Origin of the sequence: Vibrio sp. LaRot3, assembly GCF_027587025.1 — a bacterium.
Classification (GTDB): domain Bacteria; phylum Pseudomonadota; class Gammaproteobacteria; order Enterobacterales; family Vibrionaceae; genus Vibrio.
In genome coordinates, this window is sequence record NZ_JAPPTI010000004.1 from 170946 (window position 1) to 197653 (window position 26708).

The 26708-nt window shown below is 44.6% G+C and carries 26 protein-coding genes; 16 read left to right on the forward strand and 10 right to left on the reverse strand.

The window, feature by feature from the left end:
- Nucleotides 1-387 precede the first annotated feature (387 nt).
- The 3 genes from OH461_RS11360 (at nucleotide 388) to OH461_RS11370 (ending at nucleotide 2883) form a co-directional block, all read left to right on the forward strand.
- Nucleotides 388-1725, forward strand: a complete 1338-nt coding sequence (locus tag OH461_RS11360) for a sodium/glutamate symporter (RefSeq protein ID WP_270020731.1) — start codon at nucleotides 388-390, stop codon at nucleotides 1723-1725.
- A 180-nt stretch (nucleotides 1726-1905) separates the two neighbouring features.
- A complete protein-coding gene (locus tag OH461_RS11365) occupies nucleotides 1906-2265 on the forward strand; it encodes a MerR family transcriptional regulator (RefSeq protein WP_270020732.1) in 360 nt (119 codons plus the stop codon).
- A gap of 45 nt (nucleotides 2266-2310) precedes the next feature.
- Complete coding sequence (locus tag OH461_RS11370; protein WP_270020733.1) at nucleotides 2311-2883, forward strand: NAD(P)H-dependent oxidoreductase; 573 nt, start codon at nucleotides 2311-2313, stop codon at nucleotides 2881-2883.
- 25 nt (nucleotides 2884-2908) lie between these two features.
- On the opposite strand, the gene OH461_RS11375 is transcribed toward OH461_RS11370, so the two are convergent.
- Nucleotides 2909-3382 (reverse strand): methylated-DNA--[protein]-cysteine S-methyltransferase, encoded by a 474-nt coding sequence (locus OH461_RS11375; protein ID WP_270020734.1) that lies wholly within the window; start codon nucleotides 3380-3382, stop codon nucleotides 2909-2911.
- Nucleotides 3382-4734, reverse strand: a complete 1353-nt coding sequence (locus OH461_RS11380) for a DNA-3-methyladenine glycosylase 2 family protein (protein WP_270020735.1) — start codon at nucleotides 4732-4734, stop codon at nucleotides 3382-3384. Before OH461_RS11380 ends, OH461_RS11375 begins: the two co-directional genes overlap by 1 nt.
- Nucleotides 4735-5002: 268 nt before the next feature.
- Here OH461_RS11380 and OH461_RS11385 point away from each other — a divergent pair, with 268 nt between their 5' ends.
- Nucleotides 5003-5206, forward strand: coding sequence for a hypothetical protein (locus OH461_RS11385; RefSeq protein ID WP_270020736.1), 204 nt, complete (start codon nucleotides 5003-5005; stop codon nucleotides 5204-5206).
- Nucleotides 5207-5217: 11 nt separating this feature from the next.
- Here OH461_RS11385 and OH461_RS11390 read toward each other — a convergent pair whose 3' ends face one another.
- The gene (locus tag OH461_RS11390; protein WP_270020737.1) at nucleotides 5218-6480 is read right to left on the reverse strand and encodes a sensor histidine kinase; all 1263 of its coding nucleotides are present in this window, start codon (nucleotides 6478-6480) and stop codon (nucleotides 5218-5220) included.
- On the reverse strand, nucleotides 6480-7160 hold the full coding sequence (locus OH461_RS11395; RefSeq protein WP_270020738.1) for a response regulator transcription factor: 681 nt from the start codon (nucleotides 7158-7160) through the stop codon (nucleotides 6480-6482). Before OH461_RS11395 ends, OH461_RS11390 begins: the two co-directional genes overlap by 1 nt.
- 158 nt (nucleotides 7161-7318) lie before the next feature.
- Here OH461_RS11395 and OH461_RS11400 point away from each other — a divergent pair, with 158 nt between their 5' ends.
- The 3 genes from OH461_RS11400 to OH461_RS11410 all read left to right on the forward strand — a co-directional run bounded on the left by OH461_RS11400 (nucleotide 7319) and on the right by OH461_RS11410 (nucleotide 11856).
- Entirely contained in the window at nucleotides 7319-8095 is a 777-nt protein-coding gene (locus OH461_RS11400) for an efflux RND transporter periplasmic adaptor subunit (RefSeq protein WP_270020739.1), read from the forward strand.
- Between the two features lie 12 nt (nucleotides 8096-8107).
- The gene (locus OH461_RS11405) at nucleotides 8108-11107 is read left to right on the forward strand and encodes an efflux RND transporter permease subunit (protein ID WP_270020740.1); all 3000 of its coding nucleotides are present in this window, start codon (nucleotides 8108-8110) and stop codon (nucleotides 11105-11107) included.
- Nucleotides 11108-11274: 167 nt separating this feature from the next.
- The gene (locus OH461_RS11410; protein WP_270020741.1) at nucleotides 11275-11856 is read left to right on the forward strand and encodes an FMN-dependent NADH-azoreductase; all 582 of its coding nucleotides are present in this window, start codon (nucleotides 11275-11277) and stop codon (nucleotides 11854-11856) included.
- Between the two features lie 96 nt (nucleotides 11857-11952).
- On the opposite strand, the gene OH461_RS11415 is transcribed toward OH461_RS11410, so the two are convergent.
- Together OH461_RS11415 and OH461_RS11420 are read right to left on the reverse strand one after the other, a co-directional pair.
- Complete coding sequence (locus OH461_RS11415) at nucleotides 11953-13134, reverse strand: MFS transporter (protein WP_270020742.1); 1182 nt, start codon at nucleotides 13132-13134, stop codon at nucleotides 11953-11955.
- An 83-nt stretch (nucleotides 13135-13217) separates the two neighbouring features.
- Nucleotides 13218-13886, reverse strand: coding sequence for an SDR family oxidoreductase (locus tag OH461_RS11420; RefSeq protein WP_270020743.1), 669 nt, complete (start codon nucleotides 13884-13886; stop codon nucleotides 13218-13220).
- 117 nt (nucleotides 13887-14003) lie between these two features.
- Here OH461_RS11420 and OH461_RS11425 point away from each other — a divergent pair, with 117 nt between their 5' ends.
- Both OH461_RS11425 and OH461_RS11430 read left to right on the forward strand, forming a co-directional pair.
- The gene (locus OH461_RS11425; protein ID WP_270020744.1) at nucleotides 14004-14933 is read left to right on the forward strand and encodes a LysR family transcriptional regulator; all 930 of its coding nucleotides are present in this window, start codon (nucleotides 14004-14006) and stop codon (nucleotides 14931-14933) included.
- A gap of 267 nt (nucleotides 14934-15200) precedes the next feature.
- On the forward strand, nucleotides 15201-15905 hold the full coding sequence (locus tag OH461_RS11430) for a class I SAM-dependent DNA methyltransferase (protein ID WP_270020745.1): 705 nt from the start codon (nucleotides 15201-15203) through the stop codon (nucleotides 15903-15905).
- 57 nt (nucleotides 15906-15962) lie between these two features.
- On the opposite strand, the gene OH461_RS11435 is transcribed toward OH461_RS11430, so the two are convergent.
- Both OH461_RS11435 and OH461_RS11440 read right to left on the reverse strand, forming a co-directional pair.
- Nucleotides 15963-16469 (reverse strand): GNAT family N-acetyltransferase, encoded by a 507-nt coding sequence (locus tag OH461_RS11435; protein WP_270020746.1) that lies wholly within the window; start codon nucleotides 16467-16469, stop codon nucleotides 15963-15965.
- Nucleotides 16470-16558: 89 nt separating this feature from the next.
- On the reverse strand, nucleotides 16559-17101 hold the full coding sequence (locus OH461_RS11440) for a TetR/AcrR family transcriptional regulator (RefSeq protein ID WP_270020747.1): 543 nt from the start codon (nucleotides 17099-17101) through the stop codon (nucleotides 16559-16561).
- 325 nt (nucleotides 17102-17426) lie between these two features.
- Between OH461_RS11440 and OH461_RS11445 the strand changes: the two genes are divergently transcribed.
- Nucleotides 17427-17591 (forward strand): hypothetical protein, encoded by a 165-nt coding sequence (locus OH461_RS11445; RefSeq protein ID WP_270020748.1) that lies wholly within the window; start codon nucleotides 17427-17429, stop codon nucleotides 17589-17591.
- Between the two features lie 720 nt (nucleotides 17592-18311).
- Nucleotides 18312-19841, forward strand: coding sequence for a YfcC family protein (locus OH461_RS11450; protein ID WP_270020749.1), 1530 nt, complete (start codon nucleotides 18312-18314; stop codon nucleotides 19839-19841).
- A gap of 131 nt (nucleotides 19842-19972) precedes the next feature.
- Here the strand turns inward: OH461_RS11450 and OH461_RS11455 are convergent, their stop codons facing one another.
- The gene (locus OH461_RS11455) at nucleotides 19973-20866 is read right to left on the reverse strand and encodes a LysR family transcriptional regulator (RefSeq protein ID WP_270020750.1); all 894 of its coding nucleotides are present in this window, start codon (nucleotides 20864-20866) and stop codon (nucleotides 19973-19975) included.
- 246 nt (nucleotides 20867-21112) lie between these two features.
- Between OH461_RS11455 and OH461_RS11460 the strand changes: the two genes are divergently transcribed.
- The 5 genes from OH461_RS11460 to speB all read left to right on the forward strand — a co-directional run bounded on the left by OH461_RS11460 (nucleotide 21113) and on the right by speB (nucleotide 26207).
- The gene (locus OH461_RS11460; RefSeq protein ID WP_260260455.1) at nucleotides 21113-21469 is read left to right on the forward strand and encodes a DUF413 domain-containing protein; all 357 of its coding nucleotides are present in this window, start codon (nucleotides 21113-21115) and stop codon (nucleotides 21467-21469) included.
- A gap of 190 nt (nucleotides 21470-21659) precedes the next feature.
- A complete protein-coding gene (dmeF, locus tag OH461_RS11465) occupies nucleotides 21660-22607 on the forward strand; it encodes a CDF family Co(II)/Ni(II) efflux transporter DmeF (protein ID WP_270020751.1) in 948 nt (315 codons plus the stop codon).
- Entirely contained in the window at nucleotides 22570-22986 is a 417-nt protein-coding gene (locus tag OH461_RS11470) for a MarR family winged helix-turn-helix transcriptional regulator (RefSeq protein ID WP_270020752.1), read from the forward strand. The genes dmeF and OH461_RS11470 overlap by 38 nt, the downstream gene beginning before the upstream one ends.
- 377 nt (nucleotides 22987-23363) lie before the next feature.
- A complete protein-coding gene (speA, locus tag OH461_RS11475) occupies nucleotides 23364-25274 on the forward strand; it encodes an arginine decarboxylase (protein ID WP_270020753.1) in 1911 nt (636 codons plus the stop codon).
- Entirely contained in the window at nucleotides 25275-26207 is a 933-nt protein-coding gene (gene speB, locus OH461_RS11480; RefSeq protein ID WP_270020754.1) for an agmatinase, read from the forward strand.
- A gap of 90 nt (nucleotides 26208-26297) precedes the next feature.
- On the opposite strand, the gene OH461_RS11485 is transcribed toward speB, so the two are convergent.
- Nucleotides 26298-26654 carry a YibL family ribosome-associated protein gene (locus OH461_RS11485; RefSeq protein WP_270020755.1) on the reverse strand — a complete coding sequence of 119 codons (357 nt, stop codon included), beginning with the start codon at nucleotides 26652-26654 and terminating at the stop codon, nucleotides 26298-26300.
- Nucleotides 26655-26708 lie beyond the last annotated feature (54 nt).

Here is a 26708-nt window from a genome sequence, read left to right on the forward strand (position 1 = left end):
CTAAAACTCTAAATTACTATACCGCGCTTTATGATCACGTTGGGAGGAGAGGCATAACAGTACGAGTGAGGTTTGATTAACAGCAGTTGATAGGCAAGTTGGCGACCTGTTTTGTTTATCGGTTTGCATTCTCAAACCAAAATCTCTAGGATAGCGCCCTTTCCTTGAGCAAATACTCAATATAATTCGCGAAACTTACTTGCTTTTATCTGCATGATTCATTGTTTTCGCCACTTTTAATGCTCAGTTCCATAAACCATCACTCATCAGTGATGATGACTATTGGAGTCAATTCACGCCAAGATTCAGAATCAATTCTGAATTAATATGGACATATTCAGTTGTAACGGACGCGACACTTGGCACCAACGCCAGACTGGAGGATAAATGCCACAGGGTCTAATGCTGACTGATCTCGCCATTGCAGGCTTTCTACTTATCGCTGCGAAAATTCTTCGTGTACACCTTTCTTTATTGCAGCGCATGTACGTACCATCTGCTGTATTAGCAGGCCTATTTGGGCTGTTACTCGGCCCCGCGGTTTTCGATGTTCTACCATGGACAGAAACCTTTACCGCCAACGCAAGTTTACTTACCGCTGCACTGTTTTCAGCGCTTGGCCTTGCGACCGATTTACCTTCTCCGCGAACGGTCGCCCAACGCGCAGGCTCACTGTGGGCGTTCAACCAAATTGCGTCAGTTTCGCAATGGCTATTCGCGGGCATGTTCGGCCTATTGCTCACTACCCTATTTTGGCCAGACATCAACCCGGGCTTTGGCATTACCATGTCAGCGGGTTTTATGGGCGGCCATGGATCTGCATCTGTTGTGGGTGAAATCTTTACCTCTCTAGGCTGGGAAGATGGCTTTACCCTTGGCCTAACCTTTGCCACCGTAGGCATTTTTATCTCAATTTCTGTTGGCATGTTAATGCTTCAAGTCGCATTAAAGATGGGCTGGATTGACACCTTCACCACATTCGCCAGCATGGATGACCATCAACGCAAAGGCTTGGTTAAGCCGGGCGATCAGCAGCCAGTAATGAAAGACACCATGTCTTCATTGTCGGTCGACTCTTTCGCGATTCATGGCGCGTTGGTTATCGTAGTCACCGCATTTGCTTACCTGTCGGCTAACTTCTTGTCATCATTCCACGACAAAGTCAGCATCCCAACTTTTGTGACTGGCTTTTTAGCAGGCATGTTAGTACGCATCATCGCCAAGCAAACCAAAGCTTCTCGTTATCTATGTGACGGTGCGTTTAAGCATGCTGCGGGCATCAGTACCGATTACCTGATCATTTTTGGTATTTCAGCGATTAAAATTACCGTGTTAGCACAATACCTAATGCCTATGGTGATCCTAGCGATTGGTGGTGTTTCCTTCACGCTTTGGCTCATTTTCTGGGTGGCACCACGCGTGATTGGCGATGATTGGTTTGAAAAAGGAATCTTCTCTTGGGGCTGGCTAACGGGCACAGTTGCCATGGGTATCGCCCTGCTGCGTATTGTTGATCCTAAGATGCGCAGTAAAGTGCTCGACGATTACGCCATTGCTTACGTACCGGGCTCCATTACCGATATCTTCATCATCTCACTGATGCCTATTGCGATGTACAACGGCCTACATTGGCAAGCGCTTGGGGTTGGCCTCGCTTATATTGGTTTCGTGTTGTTTATTTGGCGATTTGTGTTCAACCGCTTAAGCCAAGCGAAACAATCTTAACTCAAGCACGACTGAAAGGGCCATTTTAAGGCCCTTTCTTATGCGCGCTGTCGGTCCCACCATCAATGCATCATGTTGTTCTTCAATAGCCTAACTTTAGAGAAATCGGTAACATAGCGAAACTCATGGCATAAGCTTAAGCCATATCCCATCTAATGAACATACGAATAAGGAAGGTCAATGTTCATCAAGGAAGCGTCGCAAAAATCTGGGGCAACTCAGCGCGCCATCAGACTATACGAATCTCTAGGCTTACTGGAAGTCGAAAGATCGGGCAAATATCGCGTTTACAGCCACACCAATATCAACCTCATCAAAATCATTAAAGAGGCTCAGTCATTAGGTATTCGCCTCTCTGAACTGGTGGCGTTGAAAAACGAACAAGAAGATTTTGATTGGCAGCGCGTCAGTGATTTTTTGCTCGATAAACAAGCGTCGATTGAAGTAGAAATTAAAACGCTTCAAGCGCAAAAGGCGCGTATGGAAGAGTATCGCGTTTCAATAAATCAATGTGTTCAAGGGCTTGACTCTAACCCATAGGTGAGAGTTTACACTGCATTTTTCGATTACATGGATAGAAAAATCATGAGAAAAGTGCTCGTTATCAACGCCAACCCTAAATCCACCAGCTTTTGTCAGTCTATTAGCGATCAATATGTCGCCATGGCATCAAACAGCCATGAAGTCCAGCAGCTCAACCTCGCTGATATGCAGTTTCAAATAGATTTAACCATGGGGTATAGCGAAAAAGTCGCGCTTGAACCCGACCTTGTCGAATTTCAGGATAAGATTCAATGGGCCGAACATATTGTGATTATCAGCCCTGTTTGGTGGGGCACGATTCCAGCGAAATTTAAAGGTGCTATCGACCGCACTTTCTTACCTGAATTTGCCTTCAAGTACGTTGAGGGAAAAGCCTTTCCACAAAAGCTCCTCACTGGACGAACGTCGGAACTGATCTTCACCCTTGATAACCCACCATTTTGGTATAAGTACGTTAAAGGTAACGCCATCTACAAACAGCTCAAAACCTCTATCTTGGACTTTTCAGGTATAAAAAACACCAAGGCCACCTACTTTGGACCAGTGATTAACTCTACGAAGGAGCAACGAGACAATTGGCTGGAAAAAGTGGCCAAACGCGCTAAAAGTATCTGATTGTTTTCAGTTTAACGGGAGGGGATTATCCAATCCCTTCAAGCTTGAGCAATGCGGCCTTACGCTCAACCCCACCCGCATAGCCCGTTAGCTTGCCACTTTTACCAATCACGCGATGGCATGGCACTATAATCGATATCGGGTTTTTGCCATTGGCTAACCCAACGGCGCGCACCGCTTTAGGATTTCCAATTGCATCCGCTAGCTGTTGATAACTCCATGTTTCTCCAAAAGGAATGGTAGTTAAGGCTTGCCAAACTTGCTGTTGAAAACCCGTTCCAGTAGCAGCTAAAGGCAGATCAAACTGATCTCGAATTCCCGCAAAGTATTCGCTTAATTGAACACAAGCCTTTTGCAAAACTGGCTGTTCATCATCACGCTCGCCCAGGTCATCAGGCTGAGTGGTTTGAGTGGTAAACCAAGCGCCCAATAAGCCATCCTGATTGGCTTGCAACGTCATTCTGCCAAGCGGCGTGTCTAAATAGGTGTATACATTCATTAAGCGTGGCTCCAACAGTGAAACGTGGCATAACTGCCATAAGGTGAAACAGATTCTTTAGTAAGGCGAGGAAATTGTTCGAGGGCTTTTTTCACGATCAAGTCACCGGTTAAAAAGCAATTTGGATCAGATAAACCGCGCAATGCAGCGTAATTGACTGTCCATGGACCTATGCCTTTCAGCGCTAACCACTGTTCAAAATCAGCACCAGGTTGCTCTACCATTAAGCTGGCAAAACGCGCCAAGGTTTCTTTTCGGCTCTGAGGCATTCTCAAAAAACTCAAATCCGCCCCCGCCACTTCATCTGGGGTTGGAAAATGAGTGACACCTTGCGGTTGTAATGTTGTGACCAACAAATTGAGCTGATTAATTGCCGCTTTAATAGATACTTGCTGACCTAATATGGCTCGAACGCCCGCCTCCCACGTACTCCACACTCCGGGAATACGAATCCCAGATTGGCGCACTAATCTAGGCTCAACTTGGCTAAGGTGCTTTTCGATTACGTCGATATCCGCATCAAGGTCAAACATGCGCCTTATTTGATTGACCAAACGTTTTAACTGAGTGACTTCTTCTAGCTCAAATTCCAGTTTAAACACGTGTTTGCCCTGAACTTGGCTTAATCGGAACCAACCTCCATGTTGACCCATTTTAAAATGTCTGGCATAGCTTTCATCGGTCACGGTTTCTAAGCCATCAATGGCTCTGAGGCGATAAAAATCAAGCATATGTTTCCAATCAAAGTGACCTTTAAAACTTAACTCGATGTGCTGGCTAATACCCTGCTTGATGCCTGTTTTTCTGATTTGACTAGGCGTCAATTGCAGCATCTTTTGAAAGGCATCATTAAAGCGGCGTGTACTATTAAAGCCACTAGCAAAGCCAATATCGGCCACTGGCATATTACTGTTATGCAATAACTGTTTGGCAAACATCAGTTGGTGATACAAGGCATATTGCTTTGGTGACATCCCAATCCGTGTCTGAAATAACTGGCGTAAGTAACGATCAGTAATGCCTAAGCGCTCGGCAAATTCTGCCATGTTATTTTGGCTTAGTTCACCCTGCTCTATCAGTTTAAGCGCTCTTTCAAACGTGGTATCAACGCCTCGCCAAGCCCACGAATTGGGCGCGCTATCTGGGCGGCAACGCAAACACGGTCGATAACCCGCTTGCAGAGCTAACGCGACATCTTGAAAATATTCGACGTTTTCTTCTTTTGGTAAGTTCGCTGGGCAAATCGGACGACAGAAAATCTTCGTCGTTTTCACTGCAACGAAAAATCGACCATCAAATCTTGCATCTCGCGCTTCGCGCGCAATTTGGCATTGCTGTTGAGAGAGTTCCATACTAACCACTTCGAATTTGCCACCACAAATGGCAGGTAACTAACCACACATAAGTAATGAAACATGAGTATTGAAACATAGTGTAGCGCGATACTCATTTTCTAGTAGCCATTTTCGGAACTCAATAACGAAGATTCAATCAGTTAGATATTCGATGACATTTCCCGTGTTGCATATTCACCTTGTCTGCACTACGGTTGTTAAATAACAAGAGGAACAGGGTGTTCCCAAACAAAACGTCAAATAAACTACGGATAGGATGTTGGCTATGAATTTCCACTCATGCACAATCGTGTTAAACGATCACTCCACTATGGTCTGCAAAAGTGTCGACCAATCATTGGCTATTATTGATTCACATGGTACATCCAGTATTGATTCCATTCTTATCGATACGACCGATGGCAAACGCATTCGTAACTACCATGATCTCTCAGTCGAAGAATCTATCGAAAGCTTAATGAGCCTTTAACAGAAAAGCGATTAGCGAGATAACTGAGCGAGGCAACCCTGCTGATTCGGGTTGTCTCCTATCTTAAATTGCCAGCCATAACTCGCACATAAGCGTTGAACGATCAACAAACCTAAGCCATGCTCTGTGCCATTTTCTGGGTTATAACCCGTACCAGTATCTAACACCGTCACGCCTTGACTGCCGATGATGACTTCAATCTTTCCATGCTCAGTAAATCGTAACGCATTAGAGACCAGATTCTTCAAAATCATCTCTAAGACAACCCGAGGGAAGTTAACATGAGCTCCCTCTTCTATCACCACGTCGATTGGCACATTAGAGTGATTTGAACCGCGATACGATTCCACATCCAACTGAAAATGTGCCACTGGGTACTCTTGGTTTACTTGGCTGACATTCTCTTGTTTAACAATACTCAGCAAAACTTCCATGGTATTTTGCATGCCTTGGGCCGCGGTAAGAATGCGCTTTCGCTGCTTGGTTTGAAAGGCTTCATCAGGCTTCATTGCTTGCAGTTCCGCTGCGCCTAACACCACCGCAATTGGGGTTTTGAGTTCATGGCTTGCGTACTTAGCAAACATCAACTCTTGCTTACCAAGCCGCTCTTTCATTTGTGCATACTGATTGAGATGCTGCGTCATCTGTTGTATTTCATCGATGGCGCGCTCATTAACTTTAAACTGACCCTCTTGCTTAGTTTGCAACTGCTGAGAAAGCTCTGAAATAGGTGACATCAACCCTTCAAATACACGCTTAAGTGAAAAACGCAGCACAACAATGAGGAACACCATCAACAGCATTGAGACACCAAGCAACACATCCCAATTGTCATCCCCAAATTCAATCGCACGCGCACCGATGGTTAAGTACATTGGAACGGTTTTACCTTGATACTCAAACTCGGTGCGGTAGACCATAAAACCCTCAAGGTAGTACGAACGAATACGAGTCACCTCTCCCAGTGGATACGGGCCATTTTCACGTAGATTGGCGGGTAGGGCGTCATGGCTGTAGTAAGCCATCACATGCTTACTTAATTCGGTTGTATCTTCTTGAGATAACGAATAATGCTTAACGCCAATTTGCTCAAACGAAACCAAGTGTTGCTGAATTTGGTCATCCTCGTGAAGAACTAAGCTCAACGCAAAGGAGAAAAAGACAATGAACGAAGTAGACAGTGCAATAAAAGAAAACGTGGTGAGTAGACGTACTTTAACGTCTTGAATTGAATTGCCAGTTCGGTGCTTAAACAACTTGTCAAAAAGTGCCATTACTTCTCCAAACGAAAGCCGAATTTAGGCACAGTTTTAAGCATCGCTTTTTCAAATGGCTTATCAAGAATATTGCGGAGCAAATAAATATGGCTACGAAGCACATCTTTGTCTGGTGCGTCATCTCCCCAAAGCTGTTGGATTAAGGTTTCCCTTGTCACAACATCTCCCTGCGCTTTCACTAAAGTCACTAAAATTTGGTACATAACTGGCGTGCATACTAATAGATGACCATCACGTCGCACTTGATGGGTTTTCTCATCTATCTCAAGTTGACCGTATGTTAAGTGGGTTTGAGCAACTTGGCCGCGATAACGGTTGATTAAGGCAATCAATCTTGCTTCGAGTTCAGGAAACTGAAAAGGTTTACTCACAAAATCATCCACACCGGACTCAAAACCAGTCAGTAAATCTTGCTGACCATTAAGCGCGGTTAACATCAAAATTGGAGTTGTGCAGCCGTTAGCACGCAGTTCTTTCGCCACCTGCATGCCATCTTTTTTCGGCAACATCACATCCAAAATGATGGCATCGAACTCGTTCTCTAATGCTAACGATAGCCCGAGCTCACCGTTTTCAGCAAAATCAGGCTCTGCGCCTTTTACCTCAAGAAAATCGGCCAAAATACCTTGTAGTTCTTCGTTGTCTTCGACAACCAAAATCTGCTTACCATCTAGCATAGCAATACCTTCTATCTTCACTCTTGCAGTGTGCTCAGCGCGATGTCGAATTTATGTCAAATTTGATCATGGAACAAATATCTTCAGTGTCGAGTTCGCTTCGACAAAAACTCGACATCGGTCCTTTCAAACTACTGATATTACGTTAGGAGCTGACCATGCAAAAAATACTACTCTCGCTATCTATCGGTTCTATTTTTATCGCTCCATCTCTGTTAGCAGTGGACTTGATAGGAAAAACCATCAGCAATGACCCCGTCAATATCGTTTCAGAAGTAAGCGGTGTTATTCAAAATGCTGACCTCGATGTAGGTCAAATCGTGAATCAAGGAGAAACGCTCGCCACAGTGAAGGCAGACGATTTCAAACTTGAACTAAGCAAGAAGAAAGCGCACCTCGCACTTGCTCAAGCCGATTTGAAGCTTAAGCACTCTGTTTACCAGCGCTATCAAGAGCTCAGAAAGAAGAACAGCTTATCGCAAAATGAGTTGGACATTGCTGCTGCCGATTACGCCAGCGCTAAAGCGAACCTTTCGCTGGCTCAGCTCGATGTCGCCAATTCCCGTGAGGATTTGAAGCAAACCACCATTAAAACCTTACTGGGTGGTTTTGTAAGCCAACGCCATGTTGAAAATGGTACATGGGTAAACCAAGGCGACCCTCTTTACCGAATCGTCAACATCGATACTCTCACCGTGCGCCTACTGGCGAGTGAATTTGATCTCGCCGATCTTGCCGTTGGCCAAACGGTTGAGCTATGGAGCGAATCCACGCCGACGCAGCGTATCACAGCCAACATTAGCCGTATTGGCGTCGAACCGGATGCAAACTCACTCGCCTACCCCGTAGAAATTGACATCGATAACCAAGATCACAGCCTAAAGCCTGGGATGTCGATTCACGCCACCACACAACTGTCGTCAGTTAGTCAGTAGTAAGGGAACGCAATGAAAGGCTTTTTATCCTACTTTGCTCAGCGCAGTTTTTTAGCCCGTATTTTGACCTTAATGGTCGTGCTTATCGGGCTAGGCGCCACCAGCATTTTAAAACTGCAAGAGTTGCCTGACGTCGCCTTTGCAGAAGTCACTATCACTACTCAGTATCCGGGCGCTTCCGCACAAGATATCGAGCTCAACATTACCAATAAAATCGAGCAAGAGCTTAAGACGGTTCAAGGGCTAACCAAATACACCTCTTACTCTTATGATGGTCAATCACAGATTTTGATCGAGCTTGATGAAGGCTATGACCTCGACAAAACCGTCCGAGATATCCAGCAAGCGGTAGACCGAGTTCAAGGCTTACCTAAAGACATTACTAACCCGCCGGTTGTGGAACAGGAAAGCACATCATCATTTGAAGTGTTAACCTTTGGCGTCGTGACTGACCTCGGCAACACCGCACAGCAACAATATGCGCGAGAGCTAGAGAAAAGCATCCGCAATGTACCGGGCGTGGGCAAAGTTTCACTGTCTGGTTTTTCCAAACGCGAATTTTGGATAGAACTCGACCCTGCCAAAGTTGCGCGGTACAAGCTCACTTTTGCCGAAGTTACCAATGCGGTCAATACCCGCAACCTATCACTCTCTGGCGGTTTAGTTGAATCGTGGAACAGTGAAGAACGCATTGTCACAATGACGCAAATCACCTCAACAGAAGAGTTGGCAAGTACCATCATCAAAACGCTACCAACGGGTGAGTTAATCCGCCTATCTGATGTGGCTAACGTGCACGATACTTTCGAAAAAGCGACGCAAATAGGCTTGGTGAACGGTGAACAGGCGGTTCTATTTACAATCTCAAAAAGTGCCAGTGCCGATATCATTGCCACCATTGATAATGTAAAAAACCTACTTGCTGACGAAGCTGAACGCTTACAGGGGGATTATCGTTTTCCTATCGTGCTGAACTTAGCAGACGATATGAGTGCTAAATTCTCAATCGTGACGACCAATGGTGGAGTTGGACTGATACTGGTACTGCTAGTTCTAAGCCTTATCTTACAACGCCAAATCGCGTTTTGGGTGTCCGTTTCTATTCCGTTTTGTGTACTCGGCGTAATGCTGGTGCTACCAATGCTCGGAATGAACTTAGACAGCATCACGCTAGCCGCAGTATTGTTAGTCATTGGTATCATTGTGGATGACTCAGTGATCGTTGCTGAAAGCATCTATCAAGAAAAACAATCCGGAAAGCCTGCATTGCAAGCCGCTGTTGATGGCGTATATAACGTGATTCGACCAATCATCGCCAGCTTAACCACCACAGCGTTGGTGTTTATCCCGATGTTCTTCATTCCCGGAGCAATGGGTAAAGCCATCATCGTGATCCCGATTACCGTGATTGCTGCGCTGCTTTTCTCCCTCGCCGAATGTACCTTTACCTTACCGGCTCACCTCGCCAACTCAATGGAGAAGAGAAACCAACAAGACGTGAAAGTAGACCGTTTCCAACCACTGATACAAGCGTATAAGCGCCTGCTAGAACGCTGCTTAACATGGCGGAAAAGTGTCTTAGTTATCGCGCTGCTCGCGTTAAGTGGAAGCGCAGCACTACTCACCACCTTAAAGTTGGATATCTTCCCGGCCGAAACCGCCAAATACGTAGAGATTTATACCGAAGTTGCCCCCGGTACACCTATCGAAAAAATTCGTGCGGCGCACCTTGAGTTAGAGCAGGCGATTAGCCAATTACCAGACGATGAACGGGTTGCCTATAGCATGACCTATCAAAGCCCTGCTAGCACAGGCTTACTTACGCTAACAAACTTTGAACAACGTAGTCGCACGGCTAACCAAATCGCAGACAGTTTGAACCAAACGTTGGCTCAATCAGATTTGATCGACTTCGTAAAGTTTACCGTTGATGCCGGAGGCCCACCACCAGGTGAACCGCTGGAAATCCGCGTGATCAGTAATGATACGGAGCAACGTAATCATGCGGTAGACCTCACCATTGAATGGATGGAACAGCAAGCCGGTTTGGATAAAGTCACTCATAACGAAAGCCTTAAAGATCCTCAGCTGCAAATCATTCCACAATATGATTGGTTAGGCCGCTATAACCTTACAGTGCAAGACCTTGCATCAACACTGCGTATCGCATTTGACGGGGAAAGCGTTACCTCAACTTGGATTGGTGACGAAGAAGTGGACCTGCGTGTGATATTGAATCAAGAGCATCGCAATATCGCAAAACTGAATACCACTAAAATTTCGACACCGACGGGAGAGCAAGTACCTCTCAATCGATTAGCAAAAATTGAACGAGTCCAAGCGCCGCGCGAGATTCTCCACTACAACGGCGATCGCCAAGTGTTGGTCAGCGCCCAGATCACAGATGACAACCTCTCACCGGGGGATTTAAGCCAAGCACTGACAGAAGCACTAAGCGGCAAAGTTGGCACAAAAGTGAAACTGGATATTGGTGGCGAAGCTGAAAATACCAATGAAACGTTGTCGGGCTTCTTTGTTGCCTTCCCAGCAGCAATGATCGGGATCTACTTCGTGTTGGCGTTAATGTTTAGCTCTTTACTGCAGCCTCTAATGATCATGGCGGTGATCCCATTTGCTGCGGTTGCTGCACTCATGGCGTTATTCGTCCACATGCAGCCGGTATCGCTGTTTGCATTGATTGGAGTCTTGGGTATGACTGGCGTCGTAGTCAACAATGCATTGGTGCTGATCAACCGAATCAACGAGCTAATAGACTCTGGCCTAGAAATCACTCAAGCCGTTATTGACGCCAGTGCGAGTCGATTGCGACCAATACTGTTGACATCAATCACAACCGTTGTCGGGCTTCTTCCATTAGCATACGGCATTGGAGGCACTGATGTTTACATGGGGCCAATGTCTCTTACACTGGGTTACGGTTTACTGTTTTCGTTACCTGTCGTGTTGTTGGTTATTCCGTCCCTATACAGCGTATGTTGCGCGAAAAAGTAGCACACTAACCCCTTTCCACTCCCCGCTAATGGTATGACTAAACATTAGCGGGATTTTTCTTATTCGAAAATTTTGAACATTACCATCCAAATTGCCAGATTATCTCTCTGCCATCCTGTCAGTAAACTGCGCCTAACATAACGAAATAACTCTGACGGAGCGCCATTATGACTTCAACTCTTGTACTTAAATCGAGCATTCTGAGCGAATATTCGCAATCAAACCAACTGATTGACGCAGCCCTAGAAGGCAAAAACAATATTATCGAACGAGATCTCGCTGAGAACCCAATTCCAGTACTAGATGCAAAAGTAGCGACCGCGCTACGCGGCTCTGCTGATGATTTGTCACCTGAACTACTCGAGATTCTTGAACTATCCAATAACCTGATTGAAGAATTAAAAGCCGCGGATCAAATCGTCATTGCAGCACCTATGTACAACTTCATGGTACCGACTCAGTTGAAAAACTGGTTCGATATTATTGCACGAGCAGGCGTAACCTTTACTTACACAGAGCAAGGCCCGAAAGGCCTGATTGAAAATAAGAAAGTTATCGTGGTCACAACCCGTGGCGGCATGCATAAAGACAGCGATCGTGACTCCATTAAAGGCTACCTAACCACTATGCTTGGTTTTATTGGCCTAACTGATGTTGAGTTTGTTTATGCAGAAGCTCTAAGCATGGGTGATGAATCAGCCCAAAGCAGCCGCGAAAAGGCGTTATCTCAGCTGTCTGCTCTGATTTAAAACTCAAATTCACTGCCTAATAAAAAACCTCGGTTTGACCACCGAGGTTTTTTGTCCTTTCTTTATCAAGCTTTTTGTCTAATAGACTACTACCAATTATTGGCTTTCTATTACTGCCGCTTGTTTCACTTCCTTCGCATTGACCTTCGCAATCATCAACAACCCGATCATTGGTACCACAATCGCCGCGAAAGGAATCATACCAGCCCCTAAATGACTATCAATCACTATACCGCCGAGGAAACCGCCAAACGCATTCGCTAAGTTAAAGGCTGAAATATTCGCCGTTGCAGCCAACTCTTGTCCCTCACCGCCATGCTTCATAACTCGAAGCTGCATTGCTGGCACATTAGCAAAAGAAGCAATGCCAAAGACAAAAGCCGTTACCACAAACATCAGCTTACTTTCGATTGCCAAACCAACCAGCAATAGCGAAACGATCATTGCCATTGCCCAAAACATCGAAGCTTTTTGTAAGTTCTTATCTGACGAACGACCGCCCATTGTATTACCCACAATCAGACCGATACCAACAATAACCAGAATCCAAGTCACTGCACTCTCAGCAAACCCTGTTATGTGCATCGCGATAGGTGCAATATAACCGTATAAAGTCATGAATCCCGACCAAGCAAATACGGTGATAGCAAGGCTGACTATTAGCATCGGATTTTTAAATGCCGCCAACTGCGCTTTAACATCTTTCGCTTCGCCGTGACCTGTTGATTTAATCACCGATGTGATGAAAAACAGCGCCACTAAACCAAATGCTGCAACGGTCAAAAACGTGGAATGCCAGCCAAACTGCAAGCCAATCCAAGTGCCGCCCGGCACACCTAAAACATTAGCCAACGTTAGGCCAGCAAACATTTGCCCTACCGCTCGACCTGCCATTTTTTCCGACACCAAATTGGTCGCCACTACTGCACCAATGCCATAAAACGGCCCTTGTACTAAGCCAGTTACAACTCGACTAACCATTAACACTAAGTAATTGGGTGCAAAAGCAGACAATACATTACCAGCAATGAACAGCACCATTAACCCAGCCAAAACCGCTTTTTTATTAAACCGAGCTAGATAGATCGTCAACAGCGGCCCACCGAACACAATCGCAAGTGCGTAAGCACTAATCAAGTAACCGGCTTGCCCCTCAGTAATAGCGAGCGAATTGGCCACCTGAGGAAGAATCCCTGCGATTACAAATTCAGCGGTTCCGATAGCAAAAGCGGCGAGTGTTAGGATCCATACCTGTAATGGCATTTTTTCTTTATTCATGGGGAAGAATCTCTTGTTTATTTCGTTTGAAGCCATGGGTAGCAAGCGTTTTAAATGCCATCGCACCCTATTTCTAATGAGCATTAACCAAGTAACGCACCACCCTCGACATCAATGACAGCTCCGGTCATGTACGAGTTATCAATCAGAAGTAAATATGCTTTGGCAACATCACTTGGTTGCCCCACTTTGCCTACAGGCAAACTACCTTGAACTCGTTCATACATGGCGTTTCTATCGTCTACTTTCATAGCTTGATAAGCTTGCGTTCTTGTTACTCCTGGACTAACGACGTTGACGCGAATAGGAGCCAGTTCTTTTGCCAGAACCTTGGTGGTCGCTTCTATAGCTGCATTGATCGCCGTTTTTACATAGGTATTAGCCACCACTTTTCGCGATAGCATGCCTGATGTCAGAGTGATCGACCCACCTTGCTTGATATAGCGAGCGCCATGCTTCACCGCATTAATTGCGCCCCAAAACTTGGTATCGAAAGCGTATTTTGCTTGGTCAACAATGACATCAACCACTTTGCCCGATGGCGCATAAGACCCCGCAGTCACAATAAGATGGTCAAAGGCTCCAATAGTTTCGAAATAGTGATACACCGATTGTTCATCACTGATATCTAACCCCGTCTTACGACTAGCGACATGCACTACACTATTTTTACTCTCTAATTGTTTCCCTATTTCCGCACCAATTCCTGAAGTACCGCCAAGCACAACATAGACCGTTTTCTCTTCTTTCATAACTTGTATCTCCAATCTCGTTTCGATGGAGTCAGTATATTCATTGGTTTAATTTTGATAATTGAGTAATATTTAAATTGATTATTCACCTGAGTCGAACAATAAAGAGAGATAAACATGGACAAGTTTTCTGATATGACTTTGTTTGCCAGTATTGTAAAAAACCAAGGATTAGCAGCTGCTGGTAGAGAGCTAGGCTTATCGCCAGCGACAGTCACAGCCCGTCTGCAAGCATTAGAAGAGCGTTACGGTGTAAAACTTCTCAATCGCAGCACAAGACATATCTCATTGACCGATTCTGGCGCAATGTATCATCAAGCTTGTTTAGAAATCATCGACAGTGTGAAAGCAACCGAAAACCTCCTCCAAACAGGGACAAAAGAAGTCCGAGGAAGCTTAAAAATATCGGCACCAAGGGATATTGGTAAGCAATACCTATCACCGATAATCTCGGAATTCAGCCAGTTATATCCAGAAGTCGTGCCTTATCTATACCTCAATGACAATCTATCCAACTTGACAGAATCAGGGCTCGATATTGTCATCCGTTACGGGGAGCTGGCTGACAGCAACCTCATCTCTCGTAAGCTTGCCTCAAGCCGACGGGTATTATGTGCTTCCCCACAATACCTAGCTAGAAAAGGCACACCGATACAACCTCAAGATTTAGCTGCGCATGATTGCTTAGCAATGGTACGAAGCAACGAAGAACTCAAAACATGGCATTTCCAAGATAATGACCAGCACAACGTAATAACTGTTGTACCAAAGCGTTTTTCAGATGATGGCGAGGTCATTCGCCAATGGGCATTAGATGGAGCAGGTATCGCATTAAAATCCATTCTTGACGTACAAGAGGACATCAAACAACAACGACTGGTCACCCTGCTTAATGGCTATATGAAAAACTTTAATGCCTCTACATCATCTGTTGGTGCTGACCTAAACGTCATTTACCTCAGCAGGCAATACCAACCGAAACGACTTCGCCTATTTATAGATTTTCTGATTGAACGCTTTCACTCCCAATTTGCTGACAAGCCTTAACGTTATCCATCCAAACCACTCATCTTTTCACTAAATAAGCAAAGTCATTCGCATCCTTTTTGAAGTTCATACGTGTGGTAAAACGCCTTAGCCCTATTTGGAAGAATCGATATACCCCACTTCAAGGTTAACCAAAACCTAACGCACATTGCGTGTATTTTGATATGGTCGTCAATGCTGGATTTGTATATGTAAAAATCGCAAAGCGAGATAAAATCGAACTTCGCCCTATAAGCAAACTGTATTTCCAATTGTCAGGTGAATTCAATGTCTGAAATGTATACGAAACATGCCATTAAGTATGCGGAAGTGGTAAAGAACAACATATACAACGCCCTATTAGAGCGCCCTTCCACTATTGCTTTACTTGATAACATAGCAGGTAAAGACGTTATTGATATGGGCTGCGGGCCGGGCGAGTACGCCCAGTGGCTTATAGAGCAGTCGGTAAACAAACTCACTTGTGTAGACGTTTCTAACGAGATGGTCGCATTGGTGAAACAGCGCTTTGGCTCAAAGGTTCATGCCTATACCCAAGATATAGCTAAAGGGCTAACCGCAGAGCAAGACAACAGCGCCGATGTAATCGTCTGCCCTTTGGTTTTGCACTACATCGAAGATCTAACCCCTGTTTTTGCTTCTGTTCATCGAGTGTTGAAACCCGGAGGCTATATGGTGTTTTCTACTCATCATCCATTTGCGGATTTTGAGTGTTCGCCATCTGGCAACTATTTTAGTCGCGAATTTATTGAAGAAGAATGGAACACAGTCGGAGAACCCGTTAAAGTCGGTTTCTATCGCCGTTCACTAACCGAGATAACGAGCGCTATTTCTGAAGCGGGATTAGTGGTCTCTGCATTAAATGAAGGGCAAGTCGATGAAAGTGCCAAGCAGCAATCTGAATCGACCTATCAACACCTCAAGAACAATCCAAACTTCATTTTCATTCGATGCGAGAAAATCAGGGCTTAATCACTCTTGACCTATCCAAATCATTAAAGGAGCTAAACTTAGCTCCTTTTATTACGCCTAGACCTGCTCGCTCGGGTGCCCCCACATCAGCGGAGTGGAGTACGGCCCAGTAATGCTTGAAGTTGAATGGCCAACCTCACTCATTGCTCCCTCGGTCAGTTCTCTAGCAAACCAACACTCTAATGGAGCCTGGGTCACCACAGGTGGTAACACATTGTGTGGAGTGTTGTAGCGATTACCATAATGGAAAGGCTCGCCCATCACAAAAATCACGTCTGCATCTAACTCTCGTTCTGCTTGTTCCATAAGCCTTGTCGCATAACCTTGACCTTGGTATTCAGGCAATACCGCAAGTGGGGCAAGGACATAACATTTCAAATGCGGTGCTTCATCTATCGTGATCGGCGTATAACATGCGTGAGCAACCCCCTCATAAACGATCGAGTAACTTCCATCGGCAATTAGGTCTTCTGCAAATTCAGCATAGAGCTTGGCATGCCTTTCATCATAAAGTCCACCAGCATTGGCGAATGCTTTAAATTGTATTTCATATGGGGTGATCATTTTCTTTCCTCATTGGCAAGCAACAAACCAACCGGTCGGTTTGTTGCTGTTCTCTAAAAAATCACGCACTTTTGAGCGTGATTTAAAAACTATTTAACGTATTTATTAATGAATTCTTGCTTAACGTCTTCTATCGGAAAATCATCATTAAGTAGGTAATTCATAGCAATACCATCAATCTCAGCAATGAACATCTTAGTCACTACTGCTGGGTTTGGGTAACAAAGCGAACGAAACACCTCTTCCGTAGAGGCTTGTAAAGCTTGGTATCTTTCTTCAATTAAGTCGCTAACAATAGCCCGAGTTGTCGGATGAACCATAACGCTGAAGTTAAACTGGTACATTTTCCGATGCTCTGCCACTGTCATACCATCGAAAATCGAGTCGATCATCGCTTCAAGTCGGTTATCAGTATCAATAATATGCTCATCACTTTTATCTGCTTCTTCAATCGCGGCAGTAATATAAACAAACACTTCTCTTAAGATATCGTTTTTGTTTTTAAAGTGATGAAATACCGCACCTTTCGACACTTCTGCTTGTTCGCATATCATCGACACTGGCGTATTTTCAAAACCATTTTCAGAAAACAGCCGAGTCGCAACTTCAACGACTTTTTGCCTTTTACTCATAAACTAATTTCACTCAAACCGACCAGACGGTCTGCAATTTACTTCCAGCAGTCATGTGGTGTCAAGAAAATTTACAACTAACGCTGTCCCACACTATCGCACGGTGATGCTCAAACTGAGATCTAGGACTAGTACTTGAGATTGACAATCATTCTCTCACACAATATATTCGCGCCACATTAAGAAACAAAATGTTTACAAAACGCCAACTATCGCAAACTGGATACGTTGTGATGGCGTCGGTATAGGTCATTGCTATTACTTAAGGTTTCACAGCAAAACTAGCCTATATCCATAACCACTAACAGTAGTATGGAGATTAACGATGACTCACTGGACAGATTTTTTCCCTTATGTTGCTATGGCAATTAAAGTCATCGCTCTGGCTATCGCCGGATACTACGCTATCAAGTGGCATTTTGATCAAGATAAGAAACTAAAACAATTGGCCGAAAAAGAGAAAGAAGAATCAGAACAGACAAGCTCGTAATTAAGTGAATTTGTCGATGTGTTTTATGACTCAAGCGAATAGCATCTCTTTGCTGTCTTGTTAAGCTTATAGTCCGACATTAATACATTAACGAACGCGCACCAAAGTTATTTAGTTATCTTTCAATTTCATTGCCTATAAACCTTTATTACTCTTCTCGGTTTACCACTATTTATTAACCCCCCACTACACACTTCTGCAAAATAATATCCATATAACCTCGGATATCCAAAATACTTATCCAACCATATCAAACTTTTAATTTTGCATTCATACATTCCAAATACGAAAAGACCAATTAACACTTAAATACAAGAACTTACAATGATAGTAATACCTATAAGTATAGTAAAAATCATTTTGTGAATCATGTCGGGATTCATAAAATTAAGTAGGCGTATGTTATTAATTATAGCGTATTGAAAATAATTCCGAGGAGAATAACCGCCTAAATCCCATTGCAGTAAAAAATAATCACATTCTAGTTTATTAAATTAAAAACCAAACAATACCAATATTGCACCATAAATTACATCGACAGTTTATTTGTTATAAAAAATCTATCTGAATTGGCCTTACTGTACGACCCCAATATAGCTAACGTGAAGTTCATTCGAATTAATCCAAGATGGCGAATCTACCAAGAGTAAAGAAGGGTTTGGTCAGCAGCAGATATGCCTAGGTTGAGAGACACCTATGTAACGACAAGGAGAGACAGTTATGACAAGCGTAGCACTCCCGCGCCTAAGATTTAAAACCTTCCCCAGCGCTTTCACGATCCTATTTATCATCACAGTGCTTGCGGTGGCCTGTACTTGGATGATCCCAGCCGGGGTCTATTCAAAACTCACTTACAATGCAGACTCTGGCATGCTATCGGTTGCCACACCCTCCGGAGACATTACAGCCGTAGCAGCCAACCAACAAGAGCTAGATAAACTTGGGGTCAATATAAAAATTGATCAATTTACGAATGGCATTATTCGTAAACCGATTGCAGTTCCCGGCACTTACGAACGCGTAGAACCCGTACACAAAGGCATTATTGATGTCACCAAGAGCATGGTCGAAGGCACTATTGAAGGTGCTGATGTGATTGTGTTCATACTTGTACTTGGCGGGATGATAGGCGTAGTCAACGCAACCGGTTCATTTAACTCAGGGCTAATCGCATTATCTAAGAAAAGTAAGGGGCGGGAATTTAGCCTTGTCTTTTCAGTCTGCTTGGTCATGGCACTGGGTGGCACCAGCTGCGGATTAGAAGAAGAAGCGGTGGCGTTTTACCCTATCTTAGTACCAATATTCCTCTCCTTAGGCTATGACTCGATAGTTTGTGTCGGGGCGATTTTCATGGCGGGGTCCATGGGCTCTACATTTTCGACTATTAACCCCTTCTCTGTTGTTATTGCCTCCAATGCCGCAGGCATCCCATTTACTGAGGGTATTGAGTTCCGAGTATTTGGCTTGATTGTCGGCTTCATTGCTCTTAGTAGCTATATGTATTGGTATTGCAATAAAGTTAAAGCCGACCCTAGCTTCTCCTACACCTACGCAGATCATGAAGAATTTGAAGCGCGCTATTTGAAAGACGTAGACATGAATCATGAGCTTCCTTTTACCACGCGACGTAAGCTCATTCTTACGCTATTTACCCTCGCGTTTCCGCTCATGATTTGGGGCGTATCAGTAGGTGGATGGTGGTTTCCGACCATGGCAGCCTCTTTCTTGGCTATTACTATCGTGATTATGGTGATTTCAGGGCTACCAGAAAAAACGTTAGTAGAGTCATTCACAAAAGGCGCTTCTGAATTAGTCGGAGTCTCTTTGATTATCGGGCTTGCTCGCGGAGTAAACTTGGTGCTTGAGCAAGGCATGATCTCCGATACGATTTTGTTTGCCGCGTCCAACTTTGTCTCCGGAATGGAAGGCGGCGTATTTATCGTTGCGCAGATGTTTGTATTCGCGCTACTTGGATTTATCGTTCCATCCTCATCGGGCTTAGCCGTGCTCTCTATGCCAATCATGGCGCCGTTGGCGGATACGGTGGGTATTCCCCGTGAAATCGTGGTCTCTGCCTACAACTGGGGGCAATACGCAATGCTCTACTTAACCCCAACGGGTCTTGTATTAGCGACTTTGCAAATGCTAGGAATGTCCTACAACAAGTGGCTTAAGTTCGTCTGGCCGATGGTGGTGTTTACACTAGGTTTTGGTGCCATCATGCTCGTCATTCAAGTTGCACTGGCTTGACGAGGAATCAGATAGCACTCTATCCCAACAGAAAAATCGCTATCCAATGACCGTAAGCTCTATAAAGAAAAACCTCGGCACATGGCCGAGGTTTTCTATTTCATCGTTTTTCTGTTTGACTAAGGGAATGATTACTCATCCATCGGTAAATCAGCCGCTTGCTGCAAACTGTACGCAGTAACGGGATCAATGCCTTTCACCAACTCTTCTACTTGTTTAATGGCATCAACAGAACTGCTTGCTTTACGGTAGCTTAAGTAAATAGGGCGAATCCAGTCTTCAACCCCTTCCACTTTATGCAGCTGACCGCTTGCAAGGAATGGTTCAACCAAAGAAGCCGGTAAGTATGCACTACCGCCTTTTTCGAGAATAAAGTCTAACGCGATACGTGCAGTAGATGTGCGTAGGTATGGTGCAGGCACTTTCGCATGGCGATCTGCATGTTCAGAGGCAAATTTCGTTCCCCAATCCACATAAACATACTTATCTTCAAATACGGTTTCTAAGTTACTTGCCTCAGTTGAGACCATCAACAACACGACATCTGCAACTTTTTTGCAGTTAAGCTCGTCGGCTTTGATTTGGTCAAACGCGAATGCCATATCTAACGTGCGCTCTTGTAAGCTACGCACTAAGGCTTCACGCCCCATCACCTCTGCCATGAAACCATAACCGCCAAAGGCATCGGTCGTCATGCTCAAACAGTTTTGCAAGTAAGCATCCCACACATTTGGTGTGCCGCCCATCGTCAGTTGCAGGGCTTTACCACTCTCTAGGGATAGCTCCAGTTTGGCTTGTTGAAGAGTCGTGACCATCACTTCGGCATAGCTGACTAACCGCTCGCCAGAAGACGTTAACTTAATGTTATTACGATCACGAATAAATAGCTGAGTATCAAAGTAGCTTTCTAGCTGTTTAATACGGGCACTCACCGCCGCTTGGGTTATGTAAAGGTTCTCTGCTGCGCGGCCAAAGTGGCGCACGTTAGCCAGCTCTAAAAATGTTTTAAAGACTTTTACGTCCATTTTTGATCCTCAGGAAATTGCTGCCCTAAATTAGCAAACAAAGCAATTATTACGAAAGAGAGAAAGTCGAAACTGTTATCTAAACGTAACAAAAAGCACTAATAGTAAAGACAAAAATGTTTTGTTTTTCTTTTGCTAACTTTACGCCTAATTTTCGCCTTATACCAATGCTACCGTTCAAGCAGGTGCAGAAAGCGTGAGAGCATAGGTTGTAATCCATCACTATACCATTTGAGGTTTATGAAAATGTCTGACACCGAATTTCGTCATGGCAAAAAACGTTTCTACGACAACACTAAGTTTCCACGTGGCTTTGCTAAATCGGGTGACTTTACACTTGCCGAAGAAGAACTCCTAACACTTTACGGCGACACAATGCTTGGCCTTGAGACTGGTGAACTTTCTCCAACTAACTCGGAAGAAAAGCACTTCGTTAAAGTTATTGAAAACCCAGGCAAAGCAAAAACCAAACTTGAACGTACATGGCTGAAATATGTTCAGCTAGCGCGTGGCCGCAAACGCTTTCATACCTTGAATGGTCGTAACAAACCAGAAACATCAGATGATTACTCAGAAGATGTAAGTTTGGTTGAAGAAGACTAAACAGCCCAATTTCTGAAACGCCTACTCTCCACAGCTAGGTCATTCACACTCAAAGCCCCTTCCTCATGGTTGGGGCTTTTGTTTTTCTAGTGTTTCTTTGCCAGTTAATAATTCTACCTATTCGGTTGACATAGTTTGACCATCAAACTAAATTAACAATCAAATACTTTGATAGTCAAACCATTTATTTATGACAACACGCGAATTTTCTTCCACTCATAGCCATGATTTCACGCCTCGCAATAACAAGGGAGAGCGTCGCACTTGGTATGTATTGATACTGACGTTATCAGCCATGTTTGCCGAGATCATCGCAGGAACCCTATTTGGCTCAATGGCGTTACTCGCCGACGGCTGGCATATGGGCACACACGCCGCTGCCTTTTGCATTACGCTCTTTGCCTATCGCTATGCGAAGAAACACGCCCAAAGTGGTAAATACTCATTTGGTGCCGGCAAAGTTAGCGTATTAGGGGGCTTTACCAGTGCAATCGCACTTGGCATTGTCGCGCTAGCCATGTTTGGTGAATCCATCCACCGCTTATTTAACCCCGAGACGATCCAGTTCAATGAAGCCATCATGGTCGCCATTTTGGGCCTGACTGTGAATGTGCTGAGTATTTTCCTCCTTCACGATGACCACCACCATGATCACCATGGCCATCATCACGGCGAACACCACCACCATGATCACAATCTCAAAGCCGCTTACATGCACGTATTAGCAGATACGCTGACCTCTGTGCTCGCTATCGTCGCGCTATTTGTTGGTAAATACCTTGGCTGGCATTGGCTTGATGCATTGATGGGGATTGTAGGTGGATTAGTCATTGGTAAATGGACATGGGGCTTGCTGCAACAAACTGCACCCGTCTTGCTAGATGCGAGTATAAACAACGACTACCAACAGCAAATAGAGGCAGAGTTGCGCCCTTTCGCTCAGATAACTGATGTACATATTTGGAAAATCAGCGCTGATCACTTTGCTGCAATCATCTCGATAAAAAATCAATCCGATAAAAGCCTTACTGACTATCAACATTTACTGGCAAAGTTTGATAAAATCAGCCACCTAACGATTGAACTGCAGCCGAACGACGATGAAAGAGCTAGAGAACCTCAACCAATTACTGACTGAATTTTACGACAAGATGTCCTCATGGGAACAATCTGTAGTAAAAGAAACGGGGTACTCACTGGCGCAGATTCACACCATCGAAGTATTAGGTAACCACGGCGTGCTAAGAATGAAAGAGCTAGCAGAAAAGCTCGCGATCACTACTGGCACGCTGACTGTTCAAGTCGATAAGTTAGTTAAAGCTGGGCTTATTGATCGCTGCGCGCACCCTGAAGATCGCCGAGCGATCGTTGTAAAATTAACCCATCAAGGCTTAGAGCTACATCAACATCACCACCAATTACACCTCGATTTGGTTCGTGACCTAACTCGTCATATTGATGACCAAGAACAGGCGAGTTTGGTGCAAAGTTTGCAAAAAATAAACCGTGAGTTTTAGGCATCTAATTCATTGATTTTTAAAACCATTTAAACCATCTCCTCCCCCATAAACTAGACCACCTATTGGTTATCGAATCGACAAAAACTATTTGTTAGACACTGACTGGTTTTTGTCCGTTAATGCGCCCAACACGTAGTAGCACCCTAAATACTCACCAGCTATAAATACTTAAATAAAACAATAAATTAAGCCAAATAGCTAACGCCCTTAGCCTCTGTTACCCCATATATAAATGAATGGAAATCAAGCGATCAAAAATCGTAGGCTAAAATGATCATGATGTATTTAGGCACGTAAAAACTACATCACGTGCTAGGTGTGAATCAGGCCAATGGCGGATTCACGTTTTTCTCGCCAATCTTGTGAGATTAGATGTGGAAAAAACAACCAAATTAGATCGCGTTCGCGCTGACTACAACGTTCATTACTGGAGCCAAGGCTTCTACGGTATCGACAACCAAGGCGAAGTTTACGTTTCTCCAACAACCGAAAAAACGCACCAAATTCCTTTGAGCAATATTGTGTCTCAACTAGAAAAACAGCAGTTAAACCTGCCCGTTCTAGTACGTTTCCCACAAATATTGCACCAACGTGTGCACGGTATTTGCCAAGCCTTTAACCAAGCGATTGAAGAATACCAATACCCGAATAATTACCTGTTGGTTTACCCAATCAAAGTAAACCAGCAGAAAGAAGTTGTTGATGAGATCTTAGCTAGCCAAGCAAGTTTAGAGACCAAGCAGCTCGGCCTTGAGGCCGGCAGTAAGCCTGAACTTCTTGCGGTATTAGCCCTAGCGCAAAAAGCCAGCTCTGTGATTGTGTGTAACGGCTACAAAGACCGTGAATACGTTCGCCTTGCGCTAATCGGGGAAAAATTAGGCCACAAAGTATTCATCGTTTTAGAGAAACTGTCTGAACTTGATTTGGTACTAAAAGAAGCGAAAAGTTTAGGTGTGAAACCACGCTTAGGCTTGCGCATTCGCCTTGCATCACAAGGTGCAGGTAAGTGGCAAGCAAGCGGTGGTGAAAAGTCTAAATTTGGTTTGTCCGCCTCTCAAGTACTCACAGTCATTGAGCGTCTAAAACAAGAAGATCAGCTTGATGCGATGCAATTGGTGCACTTCCACCTTGGTTCGCAAATGGCCAACATCCGTGACATTCGTAATGGTGTGAACGAGTCTGCTCGTTTCTACTGCGAGCTGCGTGAGATGGGTGCAAAAATCGATTTCTTCGATATCGGTGGTGGTCTAGCAGTGGACTACGATGGTACGCGCAGCCAATCATCAAACTCGATGAACTACGGCTTGATTGAATACGCCCGTAACATCGTTTCAACCGTTGGTGACGTTTGCCAAGCGTACGGTCAGCCGATGCCAGTCATCATTTCTGAATCTGGTCGCTCGTTAACGGCTCATCATGCGGTGTTGATCACCAACGTGATCGGTACAGAAGCGTATCATCCAGAAGAAGTGAACGAACTTGAAGTTGATGCACCAACGCTTCTGCAAAACATGTGGCGTAACTGGCAAACCCTGCAAGATGGCAGCGATGCACGTGCATTGATTGAGATTTACAACGATACCCAAAGTGATTTAGCGGAAGTGCACTCACAGTTTGCAACTGGCGTGCTGAACCTACAGCAACGTGCGTGGGCCGAGCAACTATCGCTGCGTATTTACTTTGAACTGAGCCGTGCAATGAGCACGAAGAACCGTTTCCACCGCCCAATTCTTGATGAATTGAATGAGCGCTTGGCTGACAAGTTCTTTGTTAACTTCTCGTTGTTCCAATCTTTACCAGATGCGTGGGGCATTGATCAGGTATTCCCTGTACTTCCGTTATCCGGTTTAGATGAACTCGAAGATCGCCGCGCAGTGATGCTCGACATTACGTGTGACTCAGACGGCGCGGTAGAGCAGTACGTTGAAGGCCAAGGTATTGAAACGACATTACCGGTGCCTGCATGGAACAAAGATAAGCCATACCTAATGGGCTTCTTCTTAGTCGGTGCATACCAAGAAATCTTGGGCGATATGCACAACTTATTTGGTGATACTCATAGCGCGGTTGTGTCAGTCAACGAGCAAGGTGAAGCCATTATTGAGCGAATTGACCAAGGTGACTCAGTAGAAGACATGATGCGCTACGTGCACATCGATGTAGACAAGATTCGCGATAACTACCGCGAACTGGTTAACCTACGTGTTGACCAACAAGAACAACAACAAGTGCTTCAAGAACTTGAACAAGGTCTTTGCGGCTACACCTATTTAGAGGATTTCTAAATGAATGATTTGTTTGATAAAACTGATTATTCACTGTATTCAAACTCAATGAGTTTTATGCGCCAACCGTATCTACGCAACCCAATCGGCAGCGATGCTGATTTGGTGGTACTCGGTGTACCGCTAGATATGGCAACATCTGGTCGTCCGGGTGCTCGTATGGGCCCTGATGCGATTCGTCGCGCGTCGGTAAACCTAGCATGGGAAGGTAAAAAATTCCCTTGGGACTTCAACCTATTCGATCGCGTGAAGATGATCGATGCAGGTGACTTAGTGTTTGATTGCGGCGACGCAGAAGACTTCACCTACCGCTTAGAAAAAGCGACCGGCGAGATTCTGAAAAACGGCAAAACCATGTTTGCACTAGGGGGTGATCACTTTATCACTCTACCTATTTTGCGTGCATACGCTAAGCATTACGGTGAGATGGCGCTGGTTCATTTTGATGCCCATACCGATACCTATGCTAACGGCAGTGCTTACGACCACGGTACCATGTTCTACCATGCGCCAAACGAAGGTCTAATTTCGCCAAAACACTCAGTGCAGATCGGTATTCGCACTGAGTATGAACAACAAAATCATGGCTTCAATGTCATTAACGCGATGCAAGCTAATGATTTAACCGCCGATGAAATCGTTGCGCAAGTCCGTGCAACTGTCGGTGATAAGCCTGTCTACGTGACGTTTGACATCGACTGTCTTGATCCGGCTTTTGCACCGGGTACAGGCACGCCAGTATGTGGCGGTTTGAACTCAGATAAAGTACTGAAAGTCCTACGTGGCTTTGCTGGCATGAACATCGTAGGCATGGACGTGGTAGAGGTTTCACCGCCATACGATCATAGTGACATGACTGCTTTGGCAGGCGCGACAGTGGCACTTGAGCTAATGTACGCATGGGCTTCAAGCAAAACAGACAAAGACGCTTAAACGTTTGTTTATTGCGCAAAAACAAAAATCCCCGCACTCTGGCGGGGATTTTCATATTCATGGCTTTAAATCCGTAACTAGAGTACCTAGTTAGAACTTCTTCGGCGCAAAACCTGTCATCACGTCTAAACGCAGCTCTTTACCAATTTTCGTCATTGGGTGAACCACAACCAGACCTTTCACTGATTTCTTAAGCTTACCCATGTCCGCTTGCTCTGCTTTAGTAATTTCGCGAGAAAACGGCATATCTAGCAAACTTTTACGTTCTTTATTCAGTTCGTAGCTTTGTTTGTGCTTGAACTGAGAAACCTTCTTAGTGATTTTGTCGATTTCATCAGTGAACTTAGTAATCATCTCTTGATCACCACGAGATTTGGCGGCATCCAACTTACGGCGACAAGTATCTAAACGGTTATTTAGCTGCTGAATTTCTTTTTTGATGCTCATGATAATCAACTCTTAATTTGCTGTGGGCGCGGAGTATAGCATAGCCAATGTTGT